This is a genomic window from Tsuneonella sp. HG249, assembly GCF_053819205.1.
The window spans coordinates 140,168-165,438 of record NZ_JBSOQY010000001.1 but is presented as its reverse complement, the minus strand read 5'-3'; the positions used below and the strand labels follow the sequence as shown (position 1 = coordinate 165,438).

The 25,271-nt window shown below is 68.0% G+C and carries 26 protein-coding genes and 1 tRNA gene; 16 read left to right on the top strand and 11 right to left on the bottom strand.

Annotated elements, in window-relative coordinates:
• Positions 1 to 199: 199 nt before the first annotated feature.
• Both pgeF and pepN read right to left on the bottom strand, forming a co-directional pair.
• Positions 200 to 898 (bottom strand): peptidoglycan editing factor PgeF, encoded by a 699-nt coding sequence (gene pgeF, locus ACWPM1_RS00805; protein WP_455695091.1) that lies wholly within the window; start codon positions 896 to 898, stop codon positions 200 to 202.
• 43 nt (positions 899 to 941) lie between these two features.
• Complete coding sequence (gene pepN, locus ACWPM1_RS00800) at positions 942 to 3,608, bottom strand: aminopeptidase N (RefSeq protein WP_455692949.1); 2,667 nt, start codon at positions 3,606 to 3,608, stop codon at positions 942 to 944.
• A 52-nt stretch (positions 3,609 to 3,660) separates the two neighbouring features.
• Here pepN and ACWPM1_RS00795 point away from each other — a divergent pair, with 52 nt between their 5' ends.
• Entirely contained in the window at positions 3,661 to 4,425 is a 765-nt protein-coding gene (locus tag ACWPM1_RS00795) for an SDR family NAD(P)-dependent oxidoreductase (RefSeq protein ID WP_455695090.1), read from the top strand.
• Here ACWPM1_RS00795 and ACWPM1_RS00790 read toward each other — a convergent pair.
• On the bottom strand, positions 4,422 to 5,342 hold the full coding sequence (locus ACWPM1_RS00790) for a DMT family transporter (protein ID WP_455692948.1): 921 nt from the start codon (positions 5,340 to 5,342) through the stop codon (positions 4,422 to 4,424). The genes ACWPM1_RS00795 and ACWPM1_RS00790 overlap by 4 nt on opposite strands.
• Positions 5,339 to 6,334, bottom strand: coding sequence for a threonine aldolase family protein (locus ACWPM1_RS00785; RefSeq protein WP_455692947.1), 996 nt, complete (start codon positions 6,332 to 6,334; stop codon positions 5,339 to 5,341). Before ACWPM1_RS00785 ends, ACWPM1_RS00790 begins: the two co-directional genes overlap by 4 nt.
• 52 nt (positions 6,335 to 6,386) lie before the next feature.
• Between ACWPM1_RS00785 and ACWPM1_RS00780 the strand changes: the two genes are divergently transcribed.
• Positions 6,387 to 6,686 (top strand): GNAT family N-acetyltransferase, encoded by a 300-nt coding sequence (locus ACWPM1_RS00780; protein ID WP_455692946.1) that lies wholly within the window; start codon positions 6,387 to 6,389, stop codon positions 6,684 to 6,686.
• Here ACWPM1_RS00780 and ACWPM1_RS00775 read toward each other — a convergent pair.
• From ACWPM1_RS00775 to ACWPM1_RS00765, 3 genes are all read right to left on the bottom strand, one after another.
• Positions 6,683 to 8,176 (bottom strand): PH domain-containing protein, encoded by a 1,494-nt coding sequence (locus tag ACWPM1_RS00775; RefSeq protein WP_455692945.1) that lies wholly within the window; start codon positions 8,174 to 8,176, stop codon positions 6,683 to 6,685. The genes ACWPM1_RS00780 and ACWPM1_RS00775 overlap by 4 nt on opposite strands.
• Entirely contained in the window at positions 8,173 to 8,679 is a 507-nt protein-coding gene (locus ACWPM1_RS00770) for a PH domain-containing protein (RefSeq protein WP_455692944.1), read from the bottom strand. Before ACWPM1_RS00770 ends, ACWPM1_RS00775 begins: the two co-directional genes overlap by 4 nt.
• A gap of 74 nt (positions 8,680 to 8,753) precedes the next feature.
• Positions 8,754 to 8,828: transfer RNA gene (locus tag ACWPM1_RS00765), tRNA-Thr, on the bottom strand.
• Positions 8,829 to 8,947: 119 nt separating this feature from the next.
• Between ACWPM1_RS00765 and ACWPM1_RS00760 the strand changes: the two genes are divergently transcribed.
• From ACWPM1_RS00760 to ACWPM1_RS00715, 10 genes are all read left to right on the top strand, one after another.
• Positions 8,948 to 9,085 carry a hypothetical protein gene (locus ACWPM1_RS00760; protein WP_455692943.1) on the top strand — a complete coding sequence of 46 codons (138 nt, stop codon included), beginning with the start codon at positions 8,948 to 8,950 and terminating at the stop codon, positions 9,083 to 9,085.
• A 34-nt stretch (positions 9,086 to 9,119) separates the two neighbouring features.
• The gene (gpmA, locus tag ACWPM1_RS00755) at positions 9,120 to 9,806 is read left to right on the top strand and encodes a 2,3-diphosphoglycerate-dependent phosphoglycerate mutase (protein WP_455692942.1); all 687 of its coding nucleotides are present in this window, start codon (positions 9,120 to 9,122) and stop codon (positions 9,804 to 9,806) included.
• A gap of 2 nt (positions 9,807 to 9,808) precedes the next feature.
• Positions 9,809 to 10,288: a 5-(carboxyamino)imidazole ribonucleotide mutase gene (gene purE / locus ACWPM1_RS00750; protein ID WP_455692941.1), complete on the top strand. Its 480-nt coding sequence runs from the start codon at positions 9,809 to 9,811 to the stop codon at positions 10,286 to 10,288.
• The gene (locus tag ACWPM1_RS00745; protein WP_455692940.1) at positions 10,288 to 11,340 is read left to right on the top strand and encodes a 5-(carboxyamino)imidazole ribonucleotide synthase; all 1,053 of its coding nucleotides are present in this window, start codon (positions 10,288 to 10,290) and stop codon (positions 11,338 to 11,340) included. Before purE ends, ACWPM1_RS00745 begins: the two co-directional genes overlap by 1 nt.
• The gene (locus ACWPM1_RS00740) at positions 11,328 to 11,813 is read left to right on the top strand and encodes a dihydrofolate reductase (RefSeq protein WP_455692939.1); all 486 of its coding nucleotides are present in this window, start codon (positions 11,328 to 11,330) and stop codon (positions 11,811 to 11,813) included. Before ACWPM1_RS00745 ends, ACWPM1_RS00740 begins: the two co-directional genes overlap by 13 nt.
• Complete coding sequence (locus ACWPM1_RS00735; protein WP_455692938.1) at positions 11,810 to 13,012, top strand: dipeptidase; 1,203 nt, start codon at positions 11,810 to 11,812, stop codon at positions 13,010 to 13,012. Before ACWPM1_RS00740 ends, ACWPM1_RS00735 begins: the two co-directional genes overlap by 4 nt.
• On the top strand, positions 13,009 to 13,935 hold the full coding sequence (locus ACWPM1_RS00730; protein WP_455692937.1) for a bifunctional riboflavin kinase/FAD synthetase: 927 nt from the start codon (positions 13,009 to 13,011) through the stop codon (positions 13,933 to 13,935). Before ACWPM1_RS00735 ends, ACWPM1_RS00730 begins: the two co-directional genes overlap by 4 nt.
• Positions 13,936 to 14,024: 89 nt before the next feature.
• The gene (ileS, locus tag ACWPM1_RS00725; protein ID WP_455692936.1) at positions 14,025 to 16,985 is read left to right on the top strand and encodes an isoleucine--tRNA ligase; all 2,961 of its coding nucleotides are present in this window, start codon (positions 14,025 to 14,027) and stop codon (positions 16,983 to 16,985) included.
• Positions 16,982 to 17,503, top strand: coding sequence for a signal peptidase II (lspA, locus tag ACWPM1_RS00720; RefSeq protein WP_455692935.1), 522 nt, complete (start codon positions 16,982 to 16,984; stop codon positions 17,501 to 17,503). Before ileS ends, lspA begins: the two co-directional genes overlap by 4 nt.
• A 4-nt stretch (positions 17,504 to 17,507) precedes the next feature.
• Entirely contained in the window at positions 17,508 to 17,909 is a 402-nt protein-coding gene (locus ACWPM1_RS00715) for a DUF3035 domain-containing protein (protein ID WP_455692934.1), read from the top strand.
• Between the two features lie 19 nt (positions 17,910 to 17,928).
• Here the strand turns inward: ACWPM1_RS00715 and ACWPM1_RS00710 are convergent, their stop codons facing one another.
• Complete coding sequence (locus ACWPM1_RS00710; protein ID WP_455692933.1) at positions 17,929 to 19,221, bottom strand: hemolysin family protein; 1,293 nt, start codon at positions 19,219 to 19,221, stop codon at positions 17,929 to 17,931.
• Between the two features lie 157 nt (positions 19,222 to 19,378).
• Between ACWPM1_RS00710 and ACWPM1_RS00705 the strand changes: the two genes are divergently transcribed.
• The 3 genes from ACWPM1_RS00705 to ACWPM1_RS00695 all read left to right on the top strand — a co-directional run bounded on the left by ACWPM1_RS00705 (position 19,379) and on the right by ACWPM1_RS00695 (position 20,942).
• Entirely contained in the window at positions 19,379 to 20,062 is a 684-nt protein-coding gene (locus ACWPM1_RS00705) for an OmpA family protein (protein ID WP_455692932.1), read from the top strand.
• 485 nt (positions 20,063 to 20,547) lie between these two features.
• Positions 20,548 to 20,754 carry an antitoxin Xre/MbcA/ParS toxin-binding domain-containing protein gene (locus tag ACWPM1_RS00700; protein ID WP_455692931.1) on the top strand — a complete coding sequence of 69 codons (207 nt, stop codon included), beginning with the start codon at positions 20,548 to 20,550 and terminating at the stop codon, positions 20,752 to 20,754.
• A gap of 56 nt (positions 20,755 to 20,810) precedes the next feature.
• Positions 20,811 to 20,942 carry a hypothetical protein gene (locus ACWPM1_RS00695; RefSeq protein WP_455692930.1) on the top strand — a complete coding sequence of 44 codons (132 nt, stop codon included), beginning with the start codon at positions 20,811 to 20,813 and terminating at the stop codon, positions 20,940 to 20,942.
• A gap of 30 nt (positions 20,943 to 20,972) precedes the next feature.
• Here ACWPM1_RS00695 and ACWPM1_RS00690 read toward each other — a convergent pair whose 3' ends face one another.
• The 3 genes from ACWPM1_RS00690 to ACWPM1_RS00680 form a co-directional block, all read right to left on the bottom strand.
• Positions 20,973 to 21,350: a hypothetical protein gene (locus ACWPM1_RS00690; RefSeq protein WP_455692929.1), complete on the bottom strand. Its 378-nt coding sequence runs from the start codon at positions 21,348 to 21,350 to the stop codon at positions 20,973 to 20,975.
• 41 nt (positions 21,351 to 21,391) lie between these two features.
• Positions 21,392 to 22,606 carry a vanadium-dependent haloperoxidase gene (locus tag ACWPM1_RS00685; protein WP_455692928.1) on the bottom strand — a complete coding sequence of 405 codons (1,215 nt, stop codon included), beginning with the start codon at positions 22,604 to 22,606 and terminating at the stop codon, positions 21,392 to 21,394.
• Between the two features lie 567 nt (positions 22,607 to 23,173).
• Positions 23,174 to 23,953 carry a 3'(2'),5'-bisphosphate nucleotidase CysQ gene (locus ACWPM1_RS00680; protein ID WP_455692927.1) on the bottom strand — a complete coding sequence of 260 codons (780 nt, stop codon included), beginning with the start codon at positions 23,951 to 23,953 and terminating at the stop codon, positions 23,174 to 23,176.
• 101 nt (positions 23,954 to 24,054) lie between these two features.
• Here ACWPM1_RS00680 and sucC point away from each other — a divergent pair, with 101 nt between their 5' ends.
• On the top strand, positions 24,055 to 25,251 hold the full coding sequence (gene sucC, locus ACWPM1_RS00675) for an ADP-forming succinate--CoA ligase subunit beta (RefSeq protein WP_455692926.1): 1,197 nt from the start codon (positions 24,055 to 24,057) through the stop codon (positions 25,249 to 25,251).
• Positions 25,252 to 25,271 lie beyond the last annotated feature (20 nt).

The following is a 25,271-nucleotide window of genomic DNA, read 5'->3' as shown; positions in this document are numbered from 1 at the left end:
TTGCCTTCGCGTGCTTTGCGCCGGCCCGGTCGGGACGGCGTTGAACCTGTTGCCGGCGTGCGCGAGAAACGAAGCTGCAGCCCCTGTTTTCCGCGGTTCACCGAGGGAAGCTGAGCTATCCTCGGTGCCGGTTTGCGGCGCGCATAGACGCCAATTGGCATGTTGCCAACCGCCATTGTGGCGGATTTCCGGCCGCGTTTCAGCCCATGCCGATCAACGACAACTGACGCCCATAGGTCGGCTCGCCGAGATGGGTCGCGCGGCGGTACGAATAAAAGCGCTCGGGCTCGGCATAAGTGTCGCGTTCGAGCACTTCGACTGCGCCAACCCCGCACGCCAGCAAGGCGCCTTTGACATGGCCCGTCAGGTCGAACTGCCAATGGCCCGGATTGCCGAGGGCGAAGAATGGACCGTCCTCCTCGGCGAATTGCGCCCTGAACTCATCGCTCACTTCATAGGATTTCTGGGCGATGCAGGGCCCCACCGCGGCGGCTATCCGCTCCCGAGAAGCGCCGAGCACCTCCATCGCGGCGATCGTATTGGCGATCACGCCCCCGTGGGCGCCCCGCCACCCGGCATGTGCGGCGCCGACGACGCCGGCTTCACGGTCCGCCAGCAGGACCGGGGCACAGTCGGCGGTGAGGACACCGAGGAGGATGCTCCGCCTGTCGGTGACCAACGCGTCCGCCTGGGGCCGGGCGTCGTCGCCCCAAGGTTCGGCGACCGTCACGACGTCAGGCGAATGGACCTGATGCACGCCGACCAATACCGCGCCCCGCAAGACTTGCGCCGCCGCCTGCCGGCGATTCTCCGCCACGGCGGCTGGGTCGTCTCCGGCACCGAAGCCGCAATTCAGGCCCGCCACGGCGCCTGTGGAGACCCCGCCCCGCCGGGTCATGAACCCGTGTGGGACGCCCGCCAGCACATCCGCGCGCAGTGCTTCAGCCAAGACTGCGGGTGACCTGCTCGAAGGTGTCGCGCGACAGGCCGGGTTGCGCGGCAATCCGTTCGAGCTCCGCCCGCATCAATGCCGCCCGGACCGGCTCGACACGGCGCCAGCGCCCGAGGGGGGGAACGAACCGCGCGGCGGTCTGCGCGTTGATCGGATCAAGGTCGAGGATCAGGTCGGCGATCATTCGATAGCCTTCGCCGGTTTCGGCATGGAACCCGAGGGGGGTCCCGGTGAAGGCCATGTAGAGGCTGCGGACGCGGTTGGGGTTCTTCAGGGTGAAATCCGGGTGGTTCGCGAGTGCCTTCACATGCTCTATGACCTGCGGATGGAGCGAGCCCGCCTGGAGGCTGAACCACTTGTCGATCACCAGCGGGTTGCCGCGATAGCGGTTGTAGAAGTCGATCAGCTTGTGGGTCCGTTGGGCGCTCGACAGGCCGCTCAGGACCATCAGCGCGCCCTGCCGATCGGTCATATTATCGGCCTTGTCGTACTGCGCCGCGGCGATGTCCGCAGCCCGTTCGGGATTGCCGGCGGCGAGGAACACGAGAGCCTGGGTCTTGACCTTGCGGGCCCCGCGCGCGGCGGCTTCCGCGCCCGATGGCGCGCCGGAAGCACGTCGATGAAGCGCTTCAAGTTCGTCGTTCAATGTTGAACCGATCCATGACTTGAGCGCTTCACGCTCGCGGTGGATCGCGGCGGGGTCGGCCACCAGCAGTTGTTCCGCGATGTAAGACTGCGCCGGCAACATCATCAGCTCGCCGCGCATGCTGTCGTCGAGGCTGGCGTCAGTAACGACCGCGCGAAGCGCACCGCCGATCGCCTTCCTCGCGGCATCGCGATCCGCGTCACCAAGCCCGCCGCCGATCGCCGCGACCAGGTGCCCGACGATGAGTTCCTGCATCGCTTCGTAGCGGGCGAAAGCATCGTCGTCGTGCGCGGCGAGGAACACGAGGTCCTCGTCCGAGACATCCCGCTCGATGGCGACAGGGGCCGAGTAGCCGCGGTTGATCGACAGGGCCGGCCTCTCCGCGAAACCACCGAACCGCAGCGTCGCCTCGGGCTGGTCGAACACCACGAGTTCTTCGCCGCGATGCCTGCCGGAAGCCCGGTCGAACAGCGCGAGCCGCAGCGGGATCGGCATGGGCTGCTTGACGTCCTGGCCGGGCGTCGGCGGGACGGTCTGGCGCAGCGTGATCGTCGCCGTGTCGCCGGAATGGGCGAGGTCGACCTCGACCTTCGGCGTCCCGGCTTGCGAATACCACAGCCGGAACCGACCGAGATCGAGCCCCGTGCCATCCTCCATCGCCTTGACGAAATCCTCGCAGGTGGCCGCCTCGCCGTCGTGGCGCTGGAAGTAGAGGTCGGTGCCGACGCGAAAGCGCTCGGGCCCTGCCATGGTGCGGATCATGCGGATCACCTCGGCGCCCTTGTTGTAGATCGTCGAGGTGTAGAAGTTCGATATCTCGCGGAAGCTGTCGGGCCGGATGGGATGGGCGAGCGGGCCGGAGTCCTCGGGGAACTGGACCGAGCGGAGCAACCGCACGTCCTCGATCCGCTTGACCGCCTCGCCCTGCATGTCCTGGCTGAACAGCTGGTCGCGCAGGACCGTGAACCCTTCTTTCAGCGAAAGCTGGAACCAGTCGCGACAGGTAACCCGGTTGCCCGACCAGTTGTGGAAATACTCGTGGGCGATGACCCCCTCGATCCCGTCGTAATCGCCGTCGGTGGCGGTCTCGGGATCGGCGAGGACGTACTTGGTATTGAATACGTTGAGGCCCTTGTTCTCCATCGCCCCCATGTTGAAGTCGCCCACCGCGACGATGTTGAACTGGTCGAGATCGTATTCGCGGCCGAACGCCTCCTCGTCCCACGTCATGCTCTTCTTGAGCGATTCCATCGCGTGGCTCGTGCGCGAGAGATCTTCCGCGCGCACCCAGATCGCGAGGTCGACCTGGCGCCCGCTCATGGTGGTGAAGCTGTCGCGCCGCGCGACGAGGTCGCCCGCCACCAGCGCGAACAGGTAGCTCGGCTTGGGCCAGGGGTCGTGCCACTCGGCCCAATGATCGCCCTTCTCGCCGGCGCCCTCGGCAATCCGGTTGCCGTTGGAGAGCAGCACCGGGAACAGGTCTTTCGGCCCGGCCATCCGCACGGAATAGGTGCTCAGCACGTCGGGGCGATCGGGGAAGAAGGTGATGCGGCGAAAGCCCTCGGCCTCGCACTGGGTGCACAGCATGCCGCCCGAGGCATACAGCCCCATCAGCTGCGAATTCGCCGACGGGTTGATCTCGGTCACCACGCGAATCTCGTGGCGGTCCCCCGACAGCGCGATGACGAGGTCGCCGTCGTCGAGATGCCAGTCGTTCGCACCGCGTCCATCTACCTCGACCGATCGCGGACCGATGCCGTCGCCCGCCAGGCGAATGGTGTCCGAACGCTCGGCATCTGGGTTGCGTTCGACCGTCAAAGTCGAGGTCACCTGCGTGCGCTCGAGCCCTAGCGCGAAATCGAGCCGGGTCGTCGGCACCCGCCAGGGGAACGGCTTGTAATCCTCGCGCCGGATCAGCGGGGCCTCGCCCGCGTGGTCCTGCGGCGGCGGCGCGGCGTCGGCCATTTCGGGGTTGCCGTCGGGGGTCGAAGGGGTGCGGGCGATGTCCATGAGGTTGGCACTAGTCTCTTTGCGAATGGGGTCCAGCCGCTACAACGCGGCGATGGCGCAGATGTTCATTTTCGGGCTCGGTTATTCGGCGAAGGCGATTGCGGCCGCGCTGCCGGGGTGGAGCGTCGAGGCCACCGGGCGCGACGGCACGCTGGCGTTCGACGATGCGGATGGCGTGCGCGCGGCGCTGGCCCGCTCGAGCCATGTGCTGTGCTCGATCCCGCCGGGCGAGGCGGGCGATCCGGTGCTGGCGCGGTACGGCGACGCGCTGGGTCACGGCTGGCTCGGCTATCTCTCGTCGACCGGGGTCTATGGCGATACCGGGGGCGCCTGGGTCGACGAGAGCGCGCCGGCGGATGGCGGGCGACGCGGGGAGCGGGCGGAGGCGGACGCGGCGTGGCTGCGGCGCGGCGCGCGGGTGTTCCGCCTCCCCGGGATCTATGGCCCGGGCCGCAGCGCGCTCGACCGGGTGCGCGCGGGCAAGGCGCACCGCATCGACCTGCCGGGCCAGGTGTTCAGCCGGGTGCATGTCGAGGACATTGCCAGCGGGGCGGTCGCCGCGCTCGATGCGCCGCCGGGCGCCTACAACCTCGCCGACGACCTGCCGGCGAGCGCGAACGCGGTGACCGAGGAGGCCTGCCGCTTGATCGGCGTAGCGCCGCCCCCGCTGCAATCGTTGGAGGAGGCCTGCCTCTCGCAAATGGCGCGCGGTTTCTATTCGGAGAACCGCCGCGTGGCCAACGGCAAGGCCAAGCGGGTACTCGGCTGGTCGCCACGATACCCGACCTATCGCGAAGGGCTCGCCAGCCTGCGCTAGGTCTGGCGGGCGCGCAGCGCGATGATCAGGCCGGCGGTACCCAGCACCGCGCCAGCAATCGCCAGGGCCGACCACTGGTAGCCTTCTACCAGCGTCGAGATCAGCATTGCGATGACGATCACCAGCACCGCGTTATACGCTGCCCGGCCGGGCCCGATCTCGCGCACGATGCGGTAATAGAGCGGGAAGGTGATCACCGACCCGGCGATCGCCAGCCACGCGGTACCGGCCCAGAACGCGCCCGAAGTGGGAAACACCGGCGGCCCGGCGGTGACCCAGGCGATTCCCGCGTCGACCAGGGTGCCGTAGAGCATCGCGAACGCGAGCAGGCTCACCATCGGCTGGGCGCGGCCGGTGTCGCCGGCCTGGATGACGTTGGCGGCCGAGGCCGAGAGGATGCCGCCGATCGCCAGCACCACCCCCAGGAGGACGTTGCCGTCGAGCCGCGCGACGCGCGCCTCGTGCACCAGCAGCAGCGCGATGCCGGCGATCGCCACCAGACTGCCGAGCAGGAACCGCGGGGTCACCCGCTGCCCGAGCCAGGCCCACGCCAGCAGCGCGTTGGGCACCATCAGCGTGCCGAACATCACTGCCACCACGCCCGAGGTGAGGTGCTGCTCGGCGCGGTAGACGAAATTGAAGTTGCCGCAGAACTGAGTGACTCCGATCGCAACCGCCAGCAGGTGCCCGGCGCGGGTGAGCCGCAGCGATTGGCGCATCACCAGCGCGACCACGAACATCGCCGGGGTCGCCAGCGCGAATCGATAGGTCACCGACCAGCTCGGCGGCACTTCGGCGATCTGGCCGGTGATGACGTACCAGGTCGAGCCCCAGATCAGCGCCACCAGCAGGAACGGCAGCGCGATGCGCGGCCGCAGCAGCGCGTGCGGCGGGTGGCTGTCGCCTTGCGCGCTCACAGCGCTCCGATCGCGTGGGCCAGCGCGCGTGCGTCTTCCGCGCGGGTGTTCCACGCGGTGACGAAGCGCGCGGTGTCGCCGACCCAGTCGTAGAACGAGAAGCCTTGCCCGCGCAGCGCGGCGCATTCGGCGGGGGTCATGTGCACGAACACCTCGTTCGCCTCGACCGGATGGAGCAGCCGGTCCGCGCAGGCGGCGCCGATTTCGGCCGCCGCGGCGTTGGCGGCGCGAGCGGTCTCCAGCCACAAGTCGCCCTCGAGCATCGCGTGGAGCTGCGCGGCGAGGTAGCGGCCCTTCGACTGCAGGTGCCCCGCGCGCTTGCGCCGCCAGCGGGCGAGCGCGGCGCGCTCGGGATCGAAAAACACGATGGCCTCGGCGCTCATCGCGCCGTTCTTGATGCACCCGAAGCTCAAGGCGTCGCACGGGCCGGCGGCGTCGGCCGGCGAGCAGCCGAGATGGGCGACCGCGTTGGCGAAGCGCGCGCCGTCGACGTGGAAGCCGAGCTCCCGCTCCTTCGCCAGTGCCGCGAGCGCGGCGATTTCATCGGGCCGATAGACCCGGCCGTGCTCGCTCGCCTGCGTCACCGACAGCGCATGCGGCTGGACCCAGTGGACGTCGGCACGAATGGGATCGATCACCGCGCGCACCGCGTCGGGCGTCAACCTGGCGCCCTCGCCCTCGGCCAACAGCAGCTTGGCACCGTGGAGGAAGAACCCCGGTGCGCCGCCTTCGTCGGCCTCGATATGCGCCTCGCGGTGGCACACCACCCCGCCGTGCGGCTGGCACAAAGTGGCGAGGGCCAGGCAATTGGCGGCGGTGCCGGTGGCCACCCACAGCACGTGTGCCTCGCGCCCAAACAGGTCCGAGAAACGCTCGTCGAGCGACTTCGACAGCGCGTCGTTGTCGTACGGCGGCTGCGCCTCGTCGGCCGCGCGCAGGGCTTCCCACACGCGTGGGTGGACAGCGGCCGCGTTGTCGGAGAGGAATTGCATTGCGGAACGCCCCTAGCGGCCGCGGCGTTCAGCGCAAGAAGGAGACGGCCGCATGGCGATCGAGGGCATCGAGATCACGCACGAGGGCAACGAGGCGCACGGCGAATATCGCGCCAGCGTGCCGGGAAGCAGCGCGGTCGGGCGATTGACCTGGAAGGCGCTGGGCCCGGCGCGCGTAGCGGATCACACATTGGTGCCGCCCGAGATCGGCGGGCGCGGCGTGGCCGCGGCGCTCGTCGAAGCGCTGGTCGCCGATGCCAGGCGGGAGGGGTTCACCGTCGTGCCGCAGTGCTCGTACGTCGAGGCCATGTTCCGTCGCCATCCCGAGTGGGCGGACCTGCGCGCCACCTAGTTCAGGCGGGAGAAGTCGACGCCGGCGATGCTACCGAGCACCTCAGCGCGGATACGTCGCGCCTCGTGAACAGGGAGGGCGTGGAAGGCGAGGGTGCCGCCGGCCAGTCCCAGGTGCAACGTGGCGTAGCCGCCGCGTTGGGCGAGCGGGCCTTGCGCAACTTCCACCGAATGGAGCTTCACCCGGCTGGCGACGTCGACCCTCGGTGCGATCCAGCCACGGCGCGAATAAATCTGTCGCTCGTCGATAGCGTGGTGCGCGCGTCGCCACAGGAAGGCTTGGCGAAGCGCGACAAGCGGGACCGCGAGCAGGGGAAGCACAGCCAGCGCCGGTTGCGGTGATAGCGATAGCGCCAGCGCGGCGATGAGAAGCGGCAGCGAACCGAGCGCGGCACCGTCGACGAACGCCCGTTTGACCGGCCGCCGCCACGCGACACCGGCGCCCGGCAGCGAGAAGCCCGCTGCGCGCGCGACGGGTTCGATCTCCACCAGTTGGCCGAAGGGCACGACCATATGGCTGCCGGCCTTGGCGTCCTGCGCCAGACTGACGAACTTCAGCCCGTGCCAGCCGAAGCGGCGGCGGAACCAGCGCGTGCGCAGCGCGATCGCCTGAACCCGGTGCGCGGGCATCACGACGTCGGTCTTGGTGAACAGGCCGCGGCGGCGGCGGAAGCCCTTGGCGGTGCGCTCGAGCACGAAGCCCCAGTCGCGGCTGATCGTCCGCACCAGGCCGGTCAAGAAACCGATCGCGAGCAGCGCGGTTGCGACCGCGAGGGCGGTAATAGCTTGCGCCGCAGGCCCCAGGGCGCCGATTTGCTCGAGCGGCCCGTCGAGCGAGCCGCGCCACTCGTCCCAGTCCCACACGTCGAACGGCAGCAGGAAATCGAGCTGCTGCGCGGCGCCGGCGACCACTGCCACCGCGGCGAGCGAGAATTCGAACAGGCCGAAGGTCACGAGCCGGCGGGGGGGCATGGCGAAGAGCACTTGTCCCGCCGCCTCCGCGGCCGGCGCGTTTTGATCCGTGGGTAGCGCCGCCTCGTCGTCCCGACGTTCGCGCACCAGCTCGCGCAGGCGCTCTCCCTCGGCGAGCGGGAGGTACGAGAGGGCAATCTCGTCGGCCCCGCCGGCACCCGTTTCGAAGCGCACCTGGACGAGGCCCAGCAGCCGGGCGATCAGCGGTTGCTCGAGGCTCACGTCCTGGACGCGCTCGTAGGGCACCGAGCGCGCGGCTCGCCGGACGATTCCGCTTTCGAGCCGGATGTCCTCCGCGCCGACGACGTACGTCGTGCGCCACCAGCGGAGGAAGCTGCCGATGGCGCCGATCGCCAGCACCAGCAGCGCGAACGCGGCAATGAAACCGAGGCCGCCGAACTGGTCCCTGAACCCGTAGGCCCCGGCCGCCGCCGGCAGCAGCGACCGGCGGATGTCTGTTGCCGCGCCCACGAGCACACCCAGCGGCGCCGTGCGCCGCGGCGTAGCGTTTCCGGTCACAGCGTCTCGCGCTTGATGTGCGCGCGGATGGCCTCGCGCAATCGGGCCGCGTCGGGCTGGGCGAGGCCGGGAAGCGACACGCTGGCGTTGTGCGTGCCGGCGGTGTGGACCGTGAGCGTGGCCAGTCCGAACGCCCGCTCGAGCCCGCCCTGGTCGATGTCGATGTGCTGGACCCGCCCGAACGGAACCACCGTGTCCGAACGGAACCACAGCCCGCGCACCACCCGCAGCCGGTCCGCGCTCATGTCGTAGCCGCGCGCGCCGTGCCGCCGCAGCGGCATGCGCACGATCACCCAGGCCGCGAGCAGCAGCGCGGGTGCGATGATCGTCCCGGTCGGCACGAGATCGACGACCGCTTCGAGCACCAGCGCGGCGATCACGAAGGGCAGAGCCATGATCGTGGCCTGCACGCGCAGCAACTTGATGTGATTCGGATGAAGCGGCGTCAGCGCCGGCTCTTCCTCGGTGTTGTCCGAAATGTCGCCCGCCCCCACGCCGCTCATGGTGCCTTGCATGACTAATACGGCGCTCGCTGGCAAGGCGAATCGGGCGTGCGGGGCCGGCTGGAGGACGGCGATGGTGCTGCTGGAGAGGATTGAACTCTCGGCCTCACCCTTACCAAGGGTGTGCTCTACCACTGAGCTACAGCAGCCTGACCATCGGTCGATTCCCCCGCGGCGAGGCCTGCTTCGGGCCTCCTCGGGGAGCGGGCGCGCCTTACAGGGCGGCCTCTCCTTGTCAAGCGTCGCGGGCGGCGGCAAGACGGTGGCGATGGCCGATAACGCGAAACTGACCCGGGAGGAGCGCCTCGCCGCCAAGCTGCGCGAGAACCTTCGCCGCCGTAAGGCGCAATCGCGGGCGTTGGACGACGCCAAGCCCGCACTTTCCAAAGAGCAGCCCGAACGCTAGGGCCCGGCGCTCCCGTCAGCAGGAGCCTTGCCCCTTGGCCACTCTCATTCTCGTCCGGCACGGCCAGAGCCAGTGGAACCTCGAGAACCGCTTCACCGGATGGTGGGATGTCGACCTGACGGAGCAGGGCGTGGCCGAAGCGGTCGGGGCGGGGACGCTGCTTGCGGAGAAGGGCCTCCTTCCCGGCATCGCGTTCACCAGCCTGCAGACCCGCGCGATCAAGACGCTTCATCTCGCGCTCGAGGCCTGCGGGCGGTTGTGGATTCCGGAGATCAAGGACTGGCGCCTCAACGAACGGCATTACGGCGGGCTCACCGGTTTGGACAAGCAGGAGACGCGCGAGCGGCACGGCGACGAGCAGGTCCACGTCTGGCGCCGCAGCTTCGACGTGCCCCCACCGGACATGGCGCACGACAGCGAGTTCGATCTGGCAAAGGACCCGCGCTACGCCGGCATCCCGGTGCCGCGCGCCGAAAGCCTCAAGCTCACGATCGAGCGCGTGCTGCCTTATTACGAAAGCGCGATCGTGCCGGAACTGGCGCGGGGCCAGACGGTGATCGTCGCGGCGCACGGCAACAGCTTGCGCGCGCTGGTCAAGCACCTGTCGGGCATTTCGGATGCGGACATCACCGGGCTCGAGATTCCCACCGGCCAACCGATCGTCTATCGCTTCGATGACGGCATGACGCCGGGCGAGCGGTACTACCTCAAGGACGCGTGAGCATGGCCGATGTGGCAATCGTGATGGGCAGCCAGTCCGATTGGGCGACCATGCGCTGCGCCGCCGACGCGCTCGACGAACTCGGCGTGTCGTACGAGGCGCGTATCGTCTCGGCCCACCGGACCCCGGACCGCCTGCATCAGTTCGGCAAGACAGCGCATGAGGCGGGGTTCAAGGTGATCGTCGCCGGCGCCGGCGGGGCCGCGCACCTTCCCGGCATGCTGGCGGCGTTGACGCATTTGCCGGTGCTCGGCGTGCCCGTCTCGTCCAAGGCGCTCAAAGGCCTCGATAGCTTGCTGTCGATCGTCCAGATGCCGGCCGGGGTGCCAACGGGTACGTTGGCGATCGGCGAGCCCGGGGCGACCAATGCCGGGTTGCTGGCGGCGGCGATCCTCGCGCTCGGCGACCCGGAGTTGTCGCAGCGCCTCCAGCAGTGGCGCGCCGCGCGCACCGCCGCGGTCGGCGAGGCGCCCGAAGGCTGATGCTCGGCCCGGGGGGGACCATCGGGATACTCGGCGGCGGCCAGCTCGGCCGCATGCTGGCGTTCGCCGCCGCCCAGCTCGGCTACCGGACGCACGTGTTCACGCCCGAGCGCGACAGTGTCGCGGCGGAAGTTGCGACGCTCGCTACCGTGGCGCCCTGGAACGACAGCGCGGCGCTCGATCGCTTCGCAGGCTCCTGCGATGTAGTCACGTTCGAATTCGAGAACGTGCCGACCGCGGTGCTCGGGCCTCTCGACGACAGGCTCTCGCCCAGCCTTCGCGCGCTGGAAACGGCGCAGGACCGGCTGAGAGAGAAGCGCTTCGCCGAGAGCCTCGGTGGGGTTCCCGCGCCGTTCGCCGCGATCGAGTCGGCGGACGATCTCGCTCGGGCGGTGGACCGGATCGGCGTGCCGGGCATCCTCAAGACCGCGCGCGACGGCTACGACGGCAAGGGCCAATGGCGCATGGGCTCGGCGCGCGACGCCGAGGCGATCCGGCTGCCGCAGGCGGCGTGCGTCTACGAAGGCCTGGTGCGCTTCGAGGCGGAGTTCTCGGTGATCCTGGTGCGGGGGCATGACGGTGCGGTGCGGTTCTGGGACTCGACCGAGAACCGCCACGCCGACGGCATGCTCGCGCAATCGCTGTGGCCGCCGTGCGCCGCGGTGGCGACGCAGGTCGATGCCGCGCGGGGGCTGACGCAGCGGATCGCCGACGCGCTCGGCTATGTCGGCGTGCTGACGGTCGAGTTCTTCGCCACGGCGCAGGGGCCGGTGTTCAACGAGATGGCGCCGCGGGTACACAACTCGGGTCACTGGACGATCGAGGGGGCGGCGACGAGCCAGTTCGAAAACCACATCCGGGCGATTGCCGGGCTGCCGCTGGGCGACACCGCGACGGTCGCCAGCCGGGTCGAGATGGACAACCTTATCGGCGACATTTCAGGTGCTTACGCCCTCCTGAGCGATCCGGCCGCGAGCGTGCACCTCTACGGCAAGCGCGAGGCGCGGCAGGGGCGGAAGATGGGGCACGTGACGCGCGTATGGCGCGGGTAGTGACCGCGATCCTGGCGCGCGCCAGCAACGGCGCGATCGGGCTGGGCGGCGCGCTCCCGTGGCGAATCCCGAGCGACCTCAAGCGCTTCAAGGCGCTCACGATGGGCCGCCCGATGATCATGGGCCGCAAGACTTTCGAGGGCCTGCCCGGCCTGCTTCCCGGGCGGCGGCACATCGTGCTCACCCGCTCGGCGGACTGGCAGGCGGCAGGGGCGGAGGTCGCCCACGATGCGAATGAAGCGCTCGATCTGGCCGGGAACGACAGTGTAACGGTGATCGGGGGTGCTGAAGTGTATCGGCTGTTGCTGCCGCACACCACGCGGATCGAACTGACCGAGGTCCATGCCGAGGTTCCCGGCGACACCTTCATCGATCCGCCCGGACCCGAATGGCGCGAGACCGCCCGCGAGGATCATCCCGCGGAAGGCGATACGTCGGCCTTTTCCTTCGTCACGCTGGAGCGGGTGCGATGAAGAAGAAGCTCGGCCTCGGGCTCGCCCTCCTGCTGATCGTCGCCGTCGCCGGTTTCCTCGCGCTCGGCCCGCGGCTGGTCGAGCAATCGATGAACAAGATCGACGGGCAGCCGCTGATCGAAGTATCGCCGCAAGCAAAGGCGCTGCACGCGACGCTGACGATCGTCGACCTCCACTCAGACACACTGATGTGGAAGCGCAGCCTGCTGAGCGACAACCTGCGCGGGCATATGGACCTCGGCCGGCTGGAACGCGGCAACGTCGCGCTGCAGGTGTTCTCGAGCGTGACCAAGACGCCCAAGGGCCAGAACTACGACGCCAACTCGGCCGAGACCGACAACATCACCCTGCTCGCGGTCGCGCAGCTGCAGCCGGTGCGGACGTGGGGCTCGCTGCTCGAACGCTCGCTGTGGCACGCCGAGAAGCTGCACCGCGCGGTCCCCAAGACCGGCGGGCGGCTGAACGCGATCGAGCGGCCGGAGGACGTCGGGGGCCTGCTGGCGCGGCGGGAGATCAAGGGGCGCGGGGTCGGCGCGATGCTCTCCATCGAGGGGCTGCAGAACCTCGAGGGCGACCTCGCCAACCTCGATCGGCTCCACAAGGCCGGCTTCCGCATGGCGGGGCTGACCCACTTCTTCGACAACGACCTTGCTGGATCGATGCATGGCCTGAAAAAAGGCGGCCTGACGGCCAAGGGCCGCGAGGCGGTGCGGCGGATGGAGGCGATGGGCATGATCGTCGACGTCGCCCACTGCAGCCACGCCTGCGTGGCGGATATCCTCGCGATGGCGCAGCGCCCGGTGGTCTCCAGCCACGGCGGGGTGCAGGCGACCTGCCAGGTCAACCGCAACCTCACCGACGAAGAAATCCGCGGCGTCGCGCGCACCGGCGGAGTGATCGGCGTCGGCTACTGGGACGCGGCGGTCTGCGGCACTTCCCCGCGCGATACGGCGCGGGCGATGAAGCACCTCCGGGACCTCGTCGGTATCGAGCACGTCGCGCTCGGCAGCGACTACGACGGGGCGACCACGGTGCGCTTCGACACCAGCCAGCTCACGCAGGTTACCCAGGCGCTGCTCGACGAAGGCTTCACCCCCGACCAGATCCGCCTGGCGATGGGCATGAACGCGCTGCGCCTGATCGAGAAGGGCATCCTGCCGCTTCCCGCGGTCTACGTGCAGCCGAACCCTGCGCCATGAGGTGGCTCGATCACCGCAACCCGGTGCCCGAGAGCCTGCGCGGGGCGATCGTCGCGCTGGGCAACTTCGACGGGTTCCACCTCGGCCACCAGGCGGTCGCGGGCGAAGCGATCGAATGGGCCCGCGCCGAGGGCCGGCCCTCGATCATCGCCACTTTCGACCCGCATCCGGTGCGCCACTTCAAGCCCGACGCGGCGGCGTTCCGGCTGACCACGCTGGAGCAGCGGCACGAACTCTACCTCGCCGCCGGAGCCACCGCGATGCTGGTGTTCCACTTCGACGGTGATCTCGCGGGCACGACCGCCGAGGACTTCGTGGCCAAGCTGCTGCACGAACGGATCGGCGCGGCGGGGGTGGTGACCGGCGAGGACTTCACCTTCGGCAAGGCGCGCGGCGGCAACCGCGCGCGGCTCGAATCGCTCGGGCATGAGGCCGGCATCCGCTCGCGCGCGGTCGCGCCGGTGATGGACGGCGGCGAGCCGGTGTCCTCCAGCCGCATCCGCCAGGCGCTGCAGGCCGGCGACTGCGCCACCGCGACCAGGCTGCTCACTCGCCCGTTCGCGATCCGCGGGGTCGTCCAGCACGGCGACAAGCGCGGGCGCGAGATCGGCTATCCTACCGCCAACCTGCCGCTCGAGAGCTACCTGCGCCCGCGCTACGGCATCTACGCGGTGACTGGCCGCGTGCTGGCGACGGGCGAAGAGCTGCAAGGCGCGGCCAACGTCGGCGTGCGGCCGCAGTTCGAGCCGCCCAAGGAATTGCTCGAACCCTATTTCTTCGATTTTTCGGGCGACCTCTACGGGCAGGAGATCGAGGTGGCGTTCCACCACTTCCTGCGGCCCGAAGCGAAGTTCGCCAGCCTCGACGCGCTGATGGAGCAGATGGCGAGGGACTGCGAGGAGGCGCGGGCGGTGCTCGCTTAGCAGCTCTCCGAGATGACGGGTTCGGGGGCGGGAACCTCGCTCCCGAAAAACTTTCCTACAGCGCCGCCTTCCGCTAGCGGCCACACGCCATGAGCGAAGCCGACAACCCAAATTCTGAAAAGGCGGGGCGCGATTACCGCGACACCGTCTTCCTGCCGAAGACCGACTTTCCGATGAAGGCCGGCCTGCCGCAGAAGGAACCGGGGATTGCCGCCAGGTGGGAGTCCGAGGGACTCTATCGCCAGCTGCGCGACGCGCGGCGGGGCAAACCGAAGTTCATGTACCATGACGGCCCGCCCTACGCGAACGGCGACATGCACATCGGCCACGCGCTCAACCACACGATCAAGGACATGGTCTGCCGCACGCAGAACCTCTTGGGCAAGGACGCGCCCTACGTGCCCGGGTGGGACTGCCACGGGCTGCCGATTGAGTGGAAGGTCGAGGAGCAATACCGCAAGGCCAAGCGCGACAAGGACGACGTGCCCTTGCTCGAATTCCGCGCCGAGTGCCGCGCCTACGCCCAGCACTGGGTCGACGTGCAGCGCGGGCAGTTGAAGCGCCTCGGGGTGATGGCCGACTGGGATAATCCCTACCTGACGATGCAGCCCGAGAGCGAGGCGACGATCGTCGCCGAACTGCTAAAGTTCGCGACAAGCGGCCAGCTCTACCGCGGGGCCAAGCCGGTGATGTGGTCGCCGGTCGAAAAGACCGCGCTCGCCGAGGCGGAGGTCGAGTACGAGGACGTGGTCTCGACCCAGATCGACGTCGGTTTCGAGATCGTCGAAAGCCCGATCCCAGAACTGGTCGGCGCGCACGCGGTGATCTGGACCACCACGCCGTGGACCATCCCGGTGAACCAGGCTTTGGCTTACGGGCCGGAGATTAAATACGTCGTCCTTACTCTCAAATCCATCGTGCAGACGGCTTATGCCACGCCCGAGGGACCGCCGCCTGATTATCCTTACGATCTCTATCAAAAGCTCGCAGGCAAAAGATATTTGATCGCACAAGATTTGTACGATGAGTTCTATCAGCGATATTCGAAGGCGATTGGGTTCGGTCCCGTTTTTGAACGAGGCCCACTGGTAAGAGGCTCCGACCTCGCCGCCACCATCGCCCGCCACCCGATGCACCGCCTCGGCGGGTTTTTCGCCGAGCCGCGGCCGTTCCTGCCGGGCGAGTTCGTCACCACCGACACCGGCACCGGGCTGGTCCACATGGCGCCCGATCACGGCGAGGACGATTTCGAGCTGTGCAAGGCGCACGGGCTGACCCCGAAGTTCGCGGTCGAGGGCGACGGGAAGTATCGCGAGGACTGGGGTTGGCTCGGCGGGCAAGGCTCGGTGATCAACCCCAAGTTCAATTCGCCCGAGGGGCCGATCTGTGCGGACTTGCGCGAGGCCGGCGCGCTGCTCGCGGCGAGTGCGGACTACCGGCACAGCTACCCGCACTCGTGGCGCTCGAAGGCCAAGGTAATCTTCCGCTGCACCCCGCAGTGGTTCGTGCCGATGGACAAGCCCCACGCGGTCGAGCCGGTCGAAGGCCGCGCGCGCCAGCGCTGGGACAACGAGGGCGGCGCCCCCGAAGCCGGCATGACGCTTCGAGAGGTAGCCCTCGCCGAAATCGAGCGGGTCAAGTTCATCCCCGAAAAGGGCCGCAATCGCATCGGCTCGATGGTCGAAGGGCGGCCCGACTGGGTGCTCAGCCGCCAGCGCGCGTGGGGCGTGCCGATCACGCTGTTCGTCAACCGCGCGACCGGCGACTACCTCATCGACCCGGCGGTCAATGCGCGGATCGTCGCGGCGGTGAAGGCGCAGGGCATCGACGCCTGGACGCCGGAGACCGCGCATAGCTTCCTGGGCAGCGACTACGACCCGGCCGAATGGGAAGCGGTGAGCGACATCCTCGACGTGTGGTTCGATTCCGGCACCAGCCACGCCTACGTGCTCGACAGCGGGCGCTGGCCCGACCTCCACTGGCCGGCGGACATCTACGTCGAAGGCTCCGACCAGCACCGCGGCTGGTTCCAGTCCTCGCTGCTGGAGAGCTGCGCCACCCGCGGCCGCGCACCCTACGACCAGATTCTCACCCACGGCTTCACGATGGACGCCAAGGGGCTGAAGATGTCGAAGAGCCTCGGCAACACGGTCGATCCGATCAAGGTGATGGAGACCTACGGCGCGGATATCATCCGCCTGTGGGCGCTGTCGGTCGATTTCACCGAGGACCACCGCATCGGCGACGAGATCCTCAAGGGCGTCGCCGACCAGTACCGCAAGCTCAGGAATACCTTCCGCTATCTGCTCGGCGCGCTCGATGGGTTCGACTATGAGGCCGAGGGGGTCGAGTTCGCGGCGATGCCCGAGCTCGAGCGCTACGTGCTGGCGCGGCTGGCCCAGCTCGATGCGACCATCCGGACAGCGATCGATGCCTACGACTTCAACGAATACGTCCGTGCGCTGATCGACTTCTGCAACGAGGACCTCTCCGCGTTCTACTTCGATATCCGCAAGGACCGGCTCTACTGCGACGACCCAGCGGGGCTGGAGCGGCGCGCGACCCGCACTGTGCTCGACGTGCTGTTCCAGGCGCTGGTGCGCTACGCCGCGCCGGTGCTGGTGTTCACCGCCGAGGAAGTGTGGGCCACGCGATTCCCGGATCGCGGCAGCGTCCACCTGCTCGAAATGCACCCGCTGCCGGGCGAGTGGGCGGATGACGCGCTGGTCGAACGGTTCGCCGGGATGCTGAAGCTGCGCGAGGCGGTGACCGAGGCGATCGAGCCGCTGCGGCGGGAGAAGGTCGTGCGCTCGGGCCTCGAGGCCGCGGTCGAGGTGCCGGCGTCGCTGGTGCCCGAGGGTTTCTCCGACGAAGCGCTCGCCGAACTGTTCATCACCGCGACAGTGCGCCGCGGCGATGGCACGGGCGTGACCGTCACTCGCACCGAGGACCAGAAATGCGGCCGCTGCTGGCGGCTCTTGCCCGAAGTGCCGGAAGACGGCGCCTTGTGCGCGCGCTGCGCCGATGTGGTCGGGGAAGTGCTGGCATGAACCCGCTCACCCGCAACCGCCTGATCGGCCTCGCCTTCGCGGTGCTGCTGTTCGCCGCCGACCAGGCGACCAAGAGCTATATCCTCGACACGCTGCAGCTCCAGCTCGGCCAATCGCACTACCTGCTGCCGTTCTTCCAGTTCACCCTGACGCACAACTACGGCGTCTCGCTCGGCATGTTCACCGCCACCAGCCAGGAAATGCGCTGGGCGCTGGTCGCTTTCACCTCGCTGATCGCGGTGGTGGTGACGGTGTGGATGCTGCGCGAGCGTAAGCTCGGCGACATCGTGCCGCTGGCGATGATCCTCGGCGGCGCGCTGGGCAACATCAAGGACCGCTACGAGTACGGCTACGTGGTCGATTTCCTCGACCTGCATATCGGCGAGTTCCGCCCGTTCCTCATCTTCAACATCGCCGACGCCGCCATTACCGTGGGCGTGCTGATCATCCTTGCCCGATCGCTCTTCGTGCGCGAAAAGGCCCCCGAAGAACCGGCCGATGCGGCCGTGGAGAGCTGACCCAATGCGCAAGTTCATCGTCCTCGCCCTCGCCACCGCGACCCTCGCGGGCTGCGGCAGCACCGGCATCCTCAACCGCGAACGGCCCGACGAGTTCGCCGTGCAGCGCCAGGCGCCGCTGGTGGTTCCGCCCGACTTCAGCCTCGAGCCGCCCGCCCCCGGCGCCCCGCGCCCGACCGAAGGCACCGCGGCCGAGCAGGCGCTGGACGCGTTGTTCGGCGGCCCGGCCCCGCGCAGCCCGGTGGAAACCAGCGCGCTCGACCGCGCCGGCGTCGCCGAGCCCGGTATCCGCACCGCGGTCGGCGATCCTATGACCAACACCGTCGCCAAGGGCCGCGTCACCCGCGACATCATCGCCGCCCCCGAAGGCGACGGCGCCGGCGCTTCGGCCGTCATTCCCGGGTAAGTGCCCGCCCCGAACGGGGCTAGAGGCAGGTCGCCAGCAGTTTGTCGATCTTGCGGCCGTCCATGTCGACGACCTCGATCCGCCAGCCCTGGTCGGTGAAATGCTCGCCCTCGTCGGGCAGCTTCTTGAGGCTCCACAGCACGTAGCCGGCGGCGGTCGCGAATTCGCGGTCTTCGGGCAGGTCGATGCCCAGGCGGTCGGCCATCTGGTCGACCGGTAACGCCCCCGAGATCAGCAGCGTACCGTCCTCGCGCTCGATGATCGTCGGCGCCTCGCCGAGGTCGCTGTCGCTCGCGAAGTTGCCGACGATCGCGGTCAGCAGGTCGACGGGCGTGACGATGCCTTCGAGATGCCCGTACTCGTCGTGCACCATCGCCATCGCCACTTCGGACTGCTGGAGCACGCGCAGCGCGTCCATCGCGTCGAGCTGGTCGGGGATCACTTCGGCCCGCCGCATAAGCGCGCGCAAGTCGACCCGCCGCCCCGCGACCATCGCCGCGAGCACCTCACGCGCCTTGACCACCCCGAGAACTTTGTCGGGCGAGCCCTCGGCGACCGGCAGCAGCGAATGCGGGCTCGCGTCGATCCGCGCGCGCAAGTCGGCATCGCTCGAGGACTTGTCGAGCCAGTCGAGTTCGGTGCGCGGGGTCATCAGCTCGCGCACGGGCCGGTCGGCGAGGCGAACTACCCCGGCGAGGATCTCGCTCTGCCCGGCCTCGATTACGCCCGAGTGAGTCGCTTCGGTGAAGATCATCTGCAGCTCTTCGGCGGTGACGCTCGGCTGGCCCGCCTGGCGCACCCCCATGAGGCGGATGAGCAGGGCCGAGGACTTGTCGAGCAGCCAGACGACCGGATGTGCCACCCGCGCCAGGATCGCCATCGGCCGTGCGGCGGTGAGCGCGATCGGCAACGCGGCGCGCAAGGCGATCTGCTTGGGCACCAGTTCGCCCACCACCAGGCTGGCGTACGTGGTGAGGGCGATCACCACCGCGAAGCCGACTTCGGGGGCGTATTCATCCGAAACCCCGAGATAAGCCAATCGCTCCCCGACCGGGCCCCCGAGGCTCGAGCCCGAATAAGCGCCCGCGATAATGCCCACCAAGGTGATGCCGATCTGCACCGTCGAGAGGAATTTGCCCGGGTCCGCCGCCAGAGCGAGTGCGGTCTTGGCGGCGGCGCTGCCCTTGTCGGCGGCGGCCTTGAGGCGGGCCGGCTTGGCCGAGACGATCGCCAGCTCGGACATCGCGAAGACGCCGTTGAGGACGATTAGCCCGGCGATGATCAGGAGGTCAGGCCAAGGAAACGGGGTCACGACGCGGTTCGCTAGCACATCTGCGCGGTCGCGCCAGCGGGAACGGGCGCGCCCAGCGTTCGTTGGGGCACGTGAGAGGCGCGGGTTGGGCGCGCCCGCCTCTGCGTGCGCGTCGCTACTGACGGGCACCGATCGAACGAGAAAAAGGGGAACACCCATGCAACTATCGCGCAAGTTTACCGCCGGCTTCGCCGCGCTGTCACTGGTCACCGTCACCGCCTGCGTCACCGACCCCAATACGGGGGAGCGCAAGGTATCGCGCACGGCCATCGGCGGCGTCGGCGGCTCGGTCGCGGGCGCCTTGCTCGGCGGTCTTATCGGCGGACGCACCGCGCGCATCGCCGGCGCCGTCGCTGGCGGCGCTCTCGGCGGCTACGTCGGCTACCGGATGGACAAGCAGATCACCGAGCTCAAGGAGCAGACGGCGGGCTCGGGCATCGATGTCAGCGAGACCGACGGCGGCAACGCCATCCTCGTCAACCTGCCCGATGGCGTAACTTTCGCCACCGGCAGTTCGTCCATCAACCCGGGCTTCCAGACCCTGCTCGATCGCGTCGCCGGCAGCCTGCAGCAATACCCGAACAGCCTGATCGACGTGTATGGCCATACCGACACGGTGGGCTCTGCAGCCTCCAACCAGCGCCTGTCGGAACAGCGCGCGCAGTCAGTTTCGAACTACCTGATCAGCCGCGGGGTCAGCTCGGCGCGCATCCGCTGGCTCGGCTTCGGCGAGACCCAGCTCAAGGTGGCGACCGGCGACAACGTCAACGAACCGGCCAACCGCCGGGTCGAGATCAAGATCATCCCGGTGAGCGCGCAGGAAGCCGCCGCCGCGAACTGAACAAAGAGCCGTGTGGTCGCACGCGGAAGGCCGGTCCCGAAAGGGGCCGGCCTTTTCGTCGTGGAGAGGGGAAAAGGGGACGCCTGCCGGGCTTCACAGTCTTGAAAAGTCGGCCCCGTATCCCCATCTTCGTGGCATCGTGCGGCATCCTTTGTCCGTGAGCGCCCGCGACTGAGAGACTGAGTGCTCCCGCTTACCGCTCGGGAGCAAGTTCTTGGCCCAATCCCACAAATCAGCGTCAGCCGCAGCAATCGCGCAGGCACGCGGGATGACCGAACTCGAGCGAGAGCTGGCATGACCGCGCGTCAGAAATCAGTGCCGGACTACATGGGCTTCTTCCTGCCGCTCGGCGTGATGGTGGCAATGATATGGTATCTGGTCAGTTGAGCTCCTCCCCGAACGAGCCCGCTGAGCCATCGTCAGAAAGCCCCGAAAGGACCAGCTCCCCGGGCGCCCACTGGCGCCGGCGAATTAAAAGCCAGCCGATGCCGGCCGAGCAGGCAGCGCGGCAGGGCGAAATCACCCACCTTGCCTTTCAGGTCCTCGGCAAGGACGACGCGATCGCCTTTCTGAACGCCGATCATGCTGCCATCGGCGGTCGGCCGATCGCGGTTGCCACGCAAAGCGTCGAAGGCGCTGCGGCCGTGCGCGCGGTACTGGAAGCGCTACGGACCGGCCGGTCCGGCGACTGACCGACGGTACCGAGATGACGGCTGCGAGCAAGCGGCCGCCTTGAAGGGAAAACGAGATGGCCAAGTCCCAGAAGAAATCGAAGAGGGAAGTGCGCAAGCCCAAGGCCGAAAAGGTCAAGACCAACGCTTCCCAGCCGAGCGTGAAGCCGGGCTCGGTAAAGGGCCTGGAAAACATGCGGAACACCTGAGGACTCCATCCGGCGGAGGGAGCGGCGGCGCTACCAGGACGCCGGTTGATCCGATCTGACCGTTTGGGAATGCCCCTCGGACGGCAGATCGAACAGGAACGGCGAGGTGGAAATTTCCATCACGGTAATGCCGCTGGTCGCTGTCGTGCGGCGTACATAAACGGGAGCGCCGTCTACGAATTCAGGTCCAACGCTGACTTTGCCGATCGGCGCCTCGATGAAGACGCCCGCATATCCCTGCGACTCCAACGTCAGGCCGTCGACGGATTTCGGCTGCCGCGCGTCGGCCTGGGCCCCGGTACTTGCCGAAGAGCGCTCAGCCGGGACTTGCGTGTCCTGGCCAACGGCTGGGGGGGGCGCACTGACGGCACCCACCAGCCCGATCGCCACCCACAGCGAGGTTCGCATCGGGCAATAACCTCCCTACTGTCTGACGCCTCAAGCGAAAATCACTCGCGTTCTTCCTGCTTGCACTGTCCAGGCGGGCCGCAGTTGAAAAAGTTCGCATCCACGTATTGCGCAACCCGCCGCCCGAGTTCGGCACCGTTGACGTCGGGCCTGCGGAAGTGAATGCCAAGGAAGATCCGCGCTTCGATCACATCTGCGATGACAGCGCCGAAGCTGCTGTAGTTCCGCGTCGCCCCCCCGCCGCCGGTGATGCTGAACTGCGCAGCGTCGCTGCCGAAGAAGGCCCTCGCGCTGTTCATCACCCCGCTATAGACGCAGTTGGCACCCGAGGGCTCGTCTGGGTACGGGGGCAAGGCGCCGAGCGAAGCCCAGCCGGTTTCGGCCTCGGTCGCATCGTTGCCGTCGGTGTCGGCAAGCTGGATGGCTGTCACCGGGCGCCAGAAATTCCAATGAGCCTTTTCGGCCCAACAATTGATCAGGCTGTCCGCCCCGGCCATACTGGTCATGGCATGGAACCGCGCCTGCTCGGTGATCGTCAGGCCTTTCGAGGCCGCCACTTGCCTCATCGCCGGGTACAGCATGATAGCGGGATGCGAAGTCGACCAGTTCGCCAGCGAGGTCTGCTCGTCCGATCGCGTAGAGCCGGTTGCCCGGCCCGCGGACTTCACATAGTTGAACTCGGCCGCGTATTCGGCGCTTCCCAGCGGCCACGGGCCCGGCGTGTGGAAGTATTCCGAGCTCGGCAGAGTAAACGGCCGCACGCTGCGCACCCATGCATTCGGATCGTTTCCGGGCGCCGGGCGCCATTCCCCAGGTGCCGATCCTACAACAAATCCCGGGGAGCCGAAGCGGCCGTCACCTACCCGATTGGCCAGCATCGCCGCTGCCGCCGCAGCGCCGACCTGGATCCCCTTGGCCTTTGCCTCGCCTGCGGGAATCTCGAGCAGCGAGGTCGCGTACTCTTCGTCGAGGCGAGTCTTGATCGCGGTCTTGACCGCGGGGGTGAGGGCCGCCGTCGACGGAGCCTGATTGACGAGGCCGATTAGGACATGATGCGCGGCCGTTGCCGCCGCCGCGCCTTTCGACGCGCTGGTCGGCGCCTTGATGCCATCGAGATAGGGGTCGTGCCCGCCCTTGATGGCGTTGACGGCATCATAGACGGCGCCTTGGACGATCGCGAGGTGGATGAAGGCCACCGGTGGCGGGAACTGGACGCCCGGCGTGTCGGCAGTGGGCCCGTTTGTGAGCGTGGTCACGGCCCGCTCGTTCCACACGTGGACCGCATCTTTCTCGGCTGCGAATGCGGGCGCCGAATGCACGCAGGTGGCCAGCAGCGCGACCGAAAAGAGCCTCAGGCCCCGGCGTCCTCTGACGTTCTCGGCTCTATAAGAAGATTCACGGGTAGCCATCATGCATATCCCCCAAGCACACGGAGCCGCCCGCAATAAAGCGGCTGGTCATTATTCAGCGATGTGCGAGCCCTACTTCCGCGACGATTGACTCGAGTCGTGGTAAGTCAGTAGGAGGATTTGCTCCCTGAGTTATCTCGGAGTCAACGAAAAACTAACGGTTATTTAGATAAGTATGCAAATACCGTTATTTAGCTGGAATCGACCTGTTCGTCATTGCCTTGACCGGCGACTCATTTCGCTGTCGCCCTGAGCACTGCTCCACTTATAGTATTAGCACGAGATTAGAGAGAGTTGCCGGCGATCAACGAATACAGCGCGGCGTGTCGATCCGGACCATACGGGTGCGAACACACGCCCACGGGATGTCCTCGGTTCGATCCGAAGAACTGCGCAAAAGCGAGGTCGAGAGCGTTAGCCCGCGATCTCCTTCGCCCGGTTGGCCAGGCGGTCCACCGCCGCTGCGTGAATCATGGGCGCGCTCACCAGCAAGCCGAAGGCGCGGGGGTCGCGTTTGTTGTAGTTGAGCGGCCGGCCGAAGGCGTCGGTCACCGCCGCGCCGGCCTCGCGGGCGATCAGCGCGGCGGCGCCGATATCCCATTCGTAGCCCCAACGCAGCGTGGCGAGGAGATCGGCCTCGTTCGCGGCGACCATCGCGGCGCGCAGGGCGATCGAGTTGGGCTTGGTGACCAGGGTGAGGTCGCGATCCTCGCGCGGGAGCGAATCGGCGGGGACGCGCGAGCCGGGAAATTCGCTGCGGGTGGAGGCGGCGAGCGGCTCGCCGTTGCACCACGATCCCTGCCCGGCGATCGCGTGCCAGAACTCGCCGCGGGCCGGTGCCGCCAGGAAGCCCATCAACGGGCGCCCGCCGCTGATCAGCGCGACCGAGACGGCCCAGCCGCTGCGTCCGCGGATGAAATCGCGCGTGCCGTCGACAGGGTCGACCAGCCAGATAAGGTCCTTGCCCAGCCGCGAGGGATCGTCGACCGTCTCTTCGCTGAGCCAGCCGGCGGCTGGCAGCAGCGCGCCGAGCTCGCGGGTGAGGAACTGGTCGACCGCGATGTCGGCGGCGCAAACCGGGTTGCCGGGGCTCTTCTCCCACGCGTCGAGCGCGTGACCGCCCCCGGGCCACATGTCGTGTGCGATCCGCCCGGCCTCGCGAACGATCGCCTCCAGGCGTTCAGCATCAATCACAGCTTGGCCAATGGCGAGCCACAGTTGGCTTTTCAAGGCGGGCTAACCGTGCTTAGGCGCGGCCCGACTCCCTATCGCAACCGAAAGCCGCGTCTCTTCCGATGAACATCCACGAATACCAGGCCAAGGACCTCCTCGCGAAGCATGGCCTCCCGGTTCCCGCCGGCATCCCTGCGCTGTCGGTGGAGGAGGCGGTCGCGGCGGCCAAGCAGCTTCCGGGGCCACTGTGGGTCGTCAAGGCGCAGATTCACGCGGGCGGGCGCGGGAAGGGCAAGTTCAAGGAGCTCCCGGCGGAGGCCAAGGGCGGGGTGCGACTGGCCAAGAGCGTCGAGGAAGTCGAGGCCAACGCCAGGGAAATGCTCGGCAACACGCTGGTGACCATCCAGACCGGCGACGCGGGCAAGCAGGTCAACCGCCTCTATGTCACCGACGGGGTCGACATCGGCAAGGAATACTACCTCTCGCTGGTGGTCGACCGGGCGAGCGGACGGATCGCCATGATCGCCTCGACCGAAGGCGGGATGAGCATCGAGGACGTCGCCCACGACAGCCCCGAAAAGATCACCACCATCGTCATCGACCCCGCAGAAGGGTTCATGCCGCACCATGGCCGCGCCCTGGCGTTCGGGCTGAAGCTTTCGGGCGATCTCAACAAGCAGGCGCAGAAGCTGGGCAAGCAGCTGTATGACGCGTTCGTCGCGCTCGACTGCTCGATGATCGAGGTCAACCCGCTCGCGGAAAGCGGCGGCCAGTTGATGGTGCTCGATGCCAAGATGAGCTTCGATTCGAACGCGCTCTACCGCCATAAGGACATCGAGGCGCTGCGCGACGAGACCGAGGAAGATCCGGCCGAAGTCGAGGCGAGCGAGTACGATCTCGCCTACATCAAGCTCGACGGCAACATCGGCTGCATGGTCAACGGCGCGGGCCTGGCGATGGCGACGATGGACATCATCAAGCTAAATGGCGCGTTCCCGGCGAACTTCCTCGACGTCGGCGGCGGCGCCAGCCGCGAGAAGGTGACCGCGGCGTTCAAGATCATTCTCAAGGACCCGGCGGTCGAGGGCATCCTCGTCAACATCTTTGGCGGGATCATGAAGTGCGACGTGATCGCCGACGGCATCGTCGCCGCGGCGAAGGACGTGAACCTCGACAAGCCGCTGGTGGTCCGCCTCGAAGGCACCAATGTCGCCGAGGGCAAGGCAATCTTGAACAATTCCGGGCTGGCGATCGTCAGCGCCGACGATCTGGGCGACGCCGCGCGCAAGATCGTCGCCGAGGTGAAGAAGGCGGCCTGAACGTTGACGCTTACGTAAAG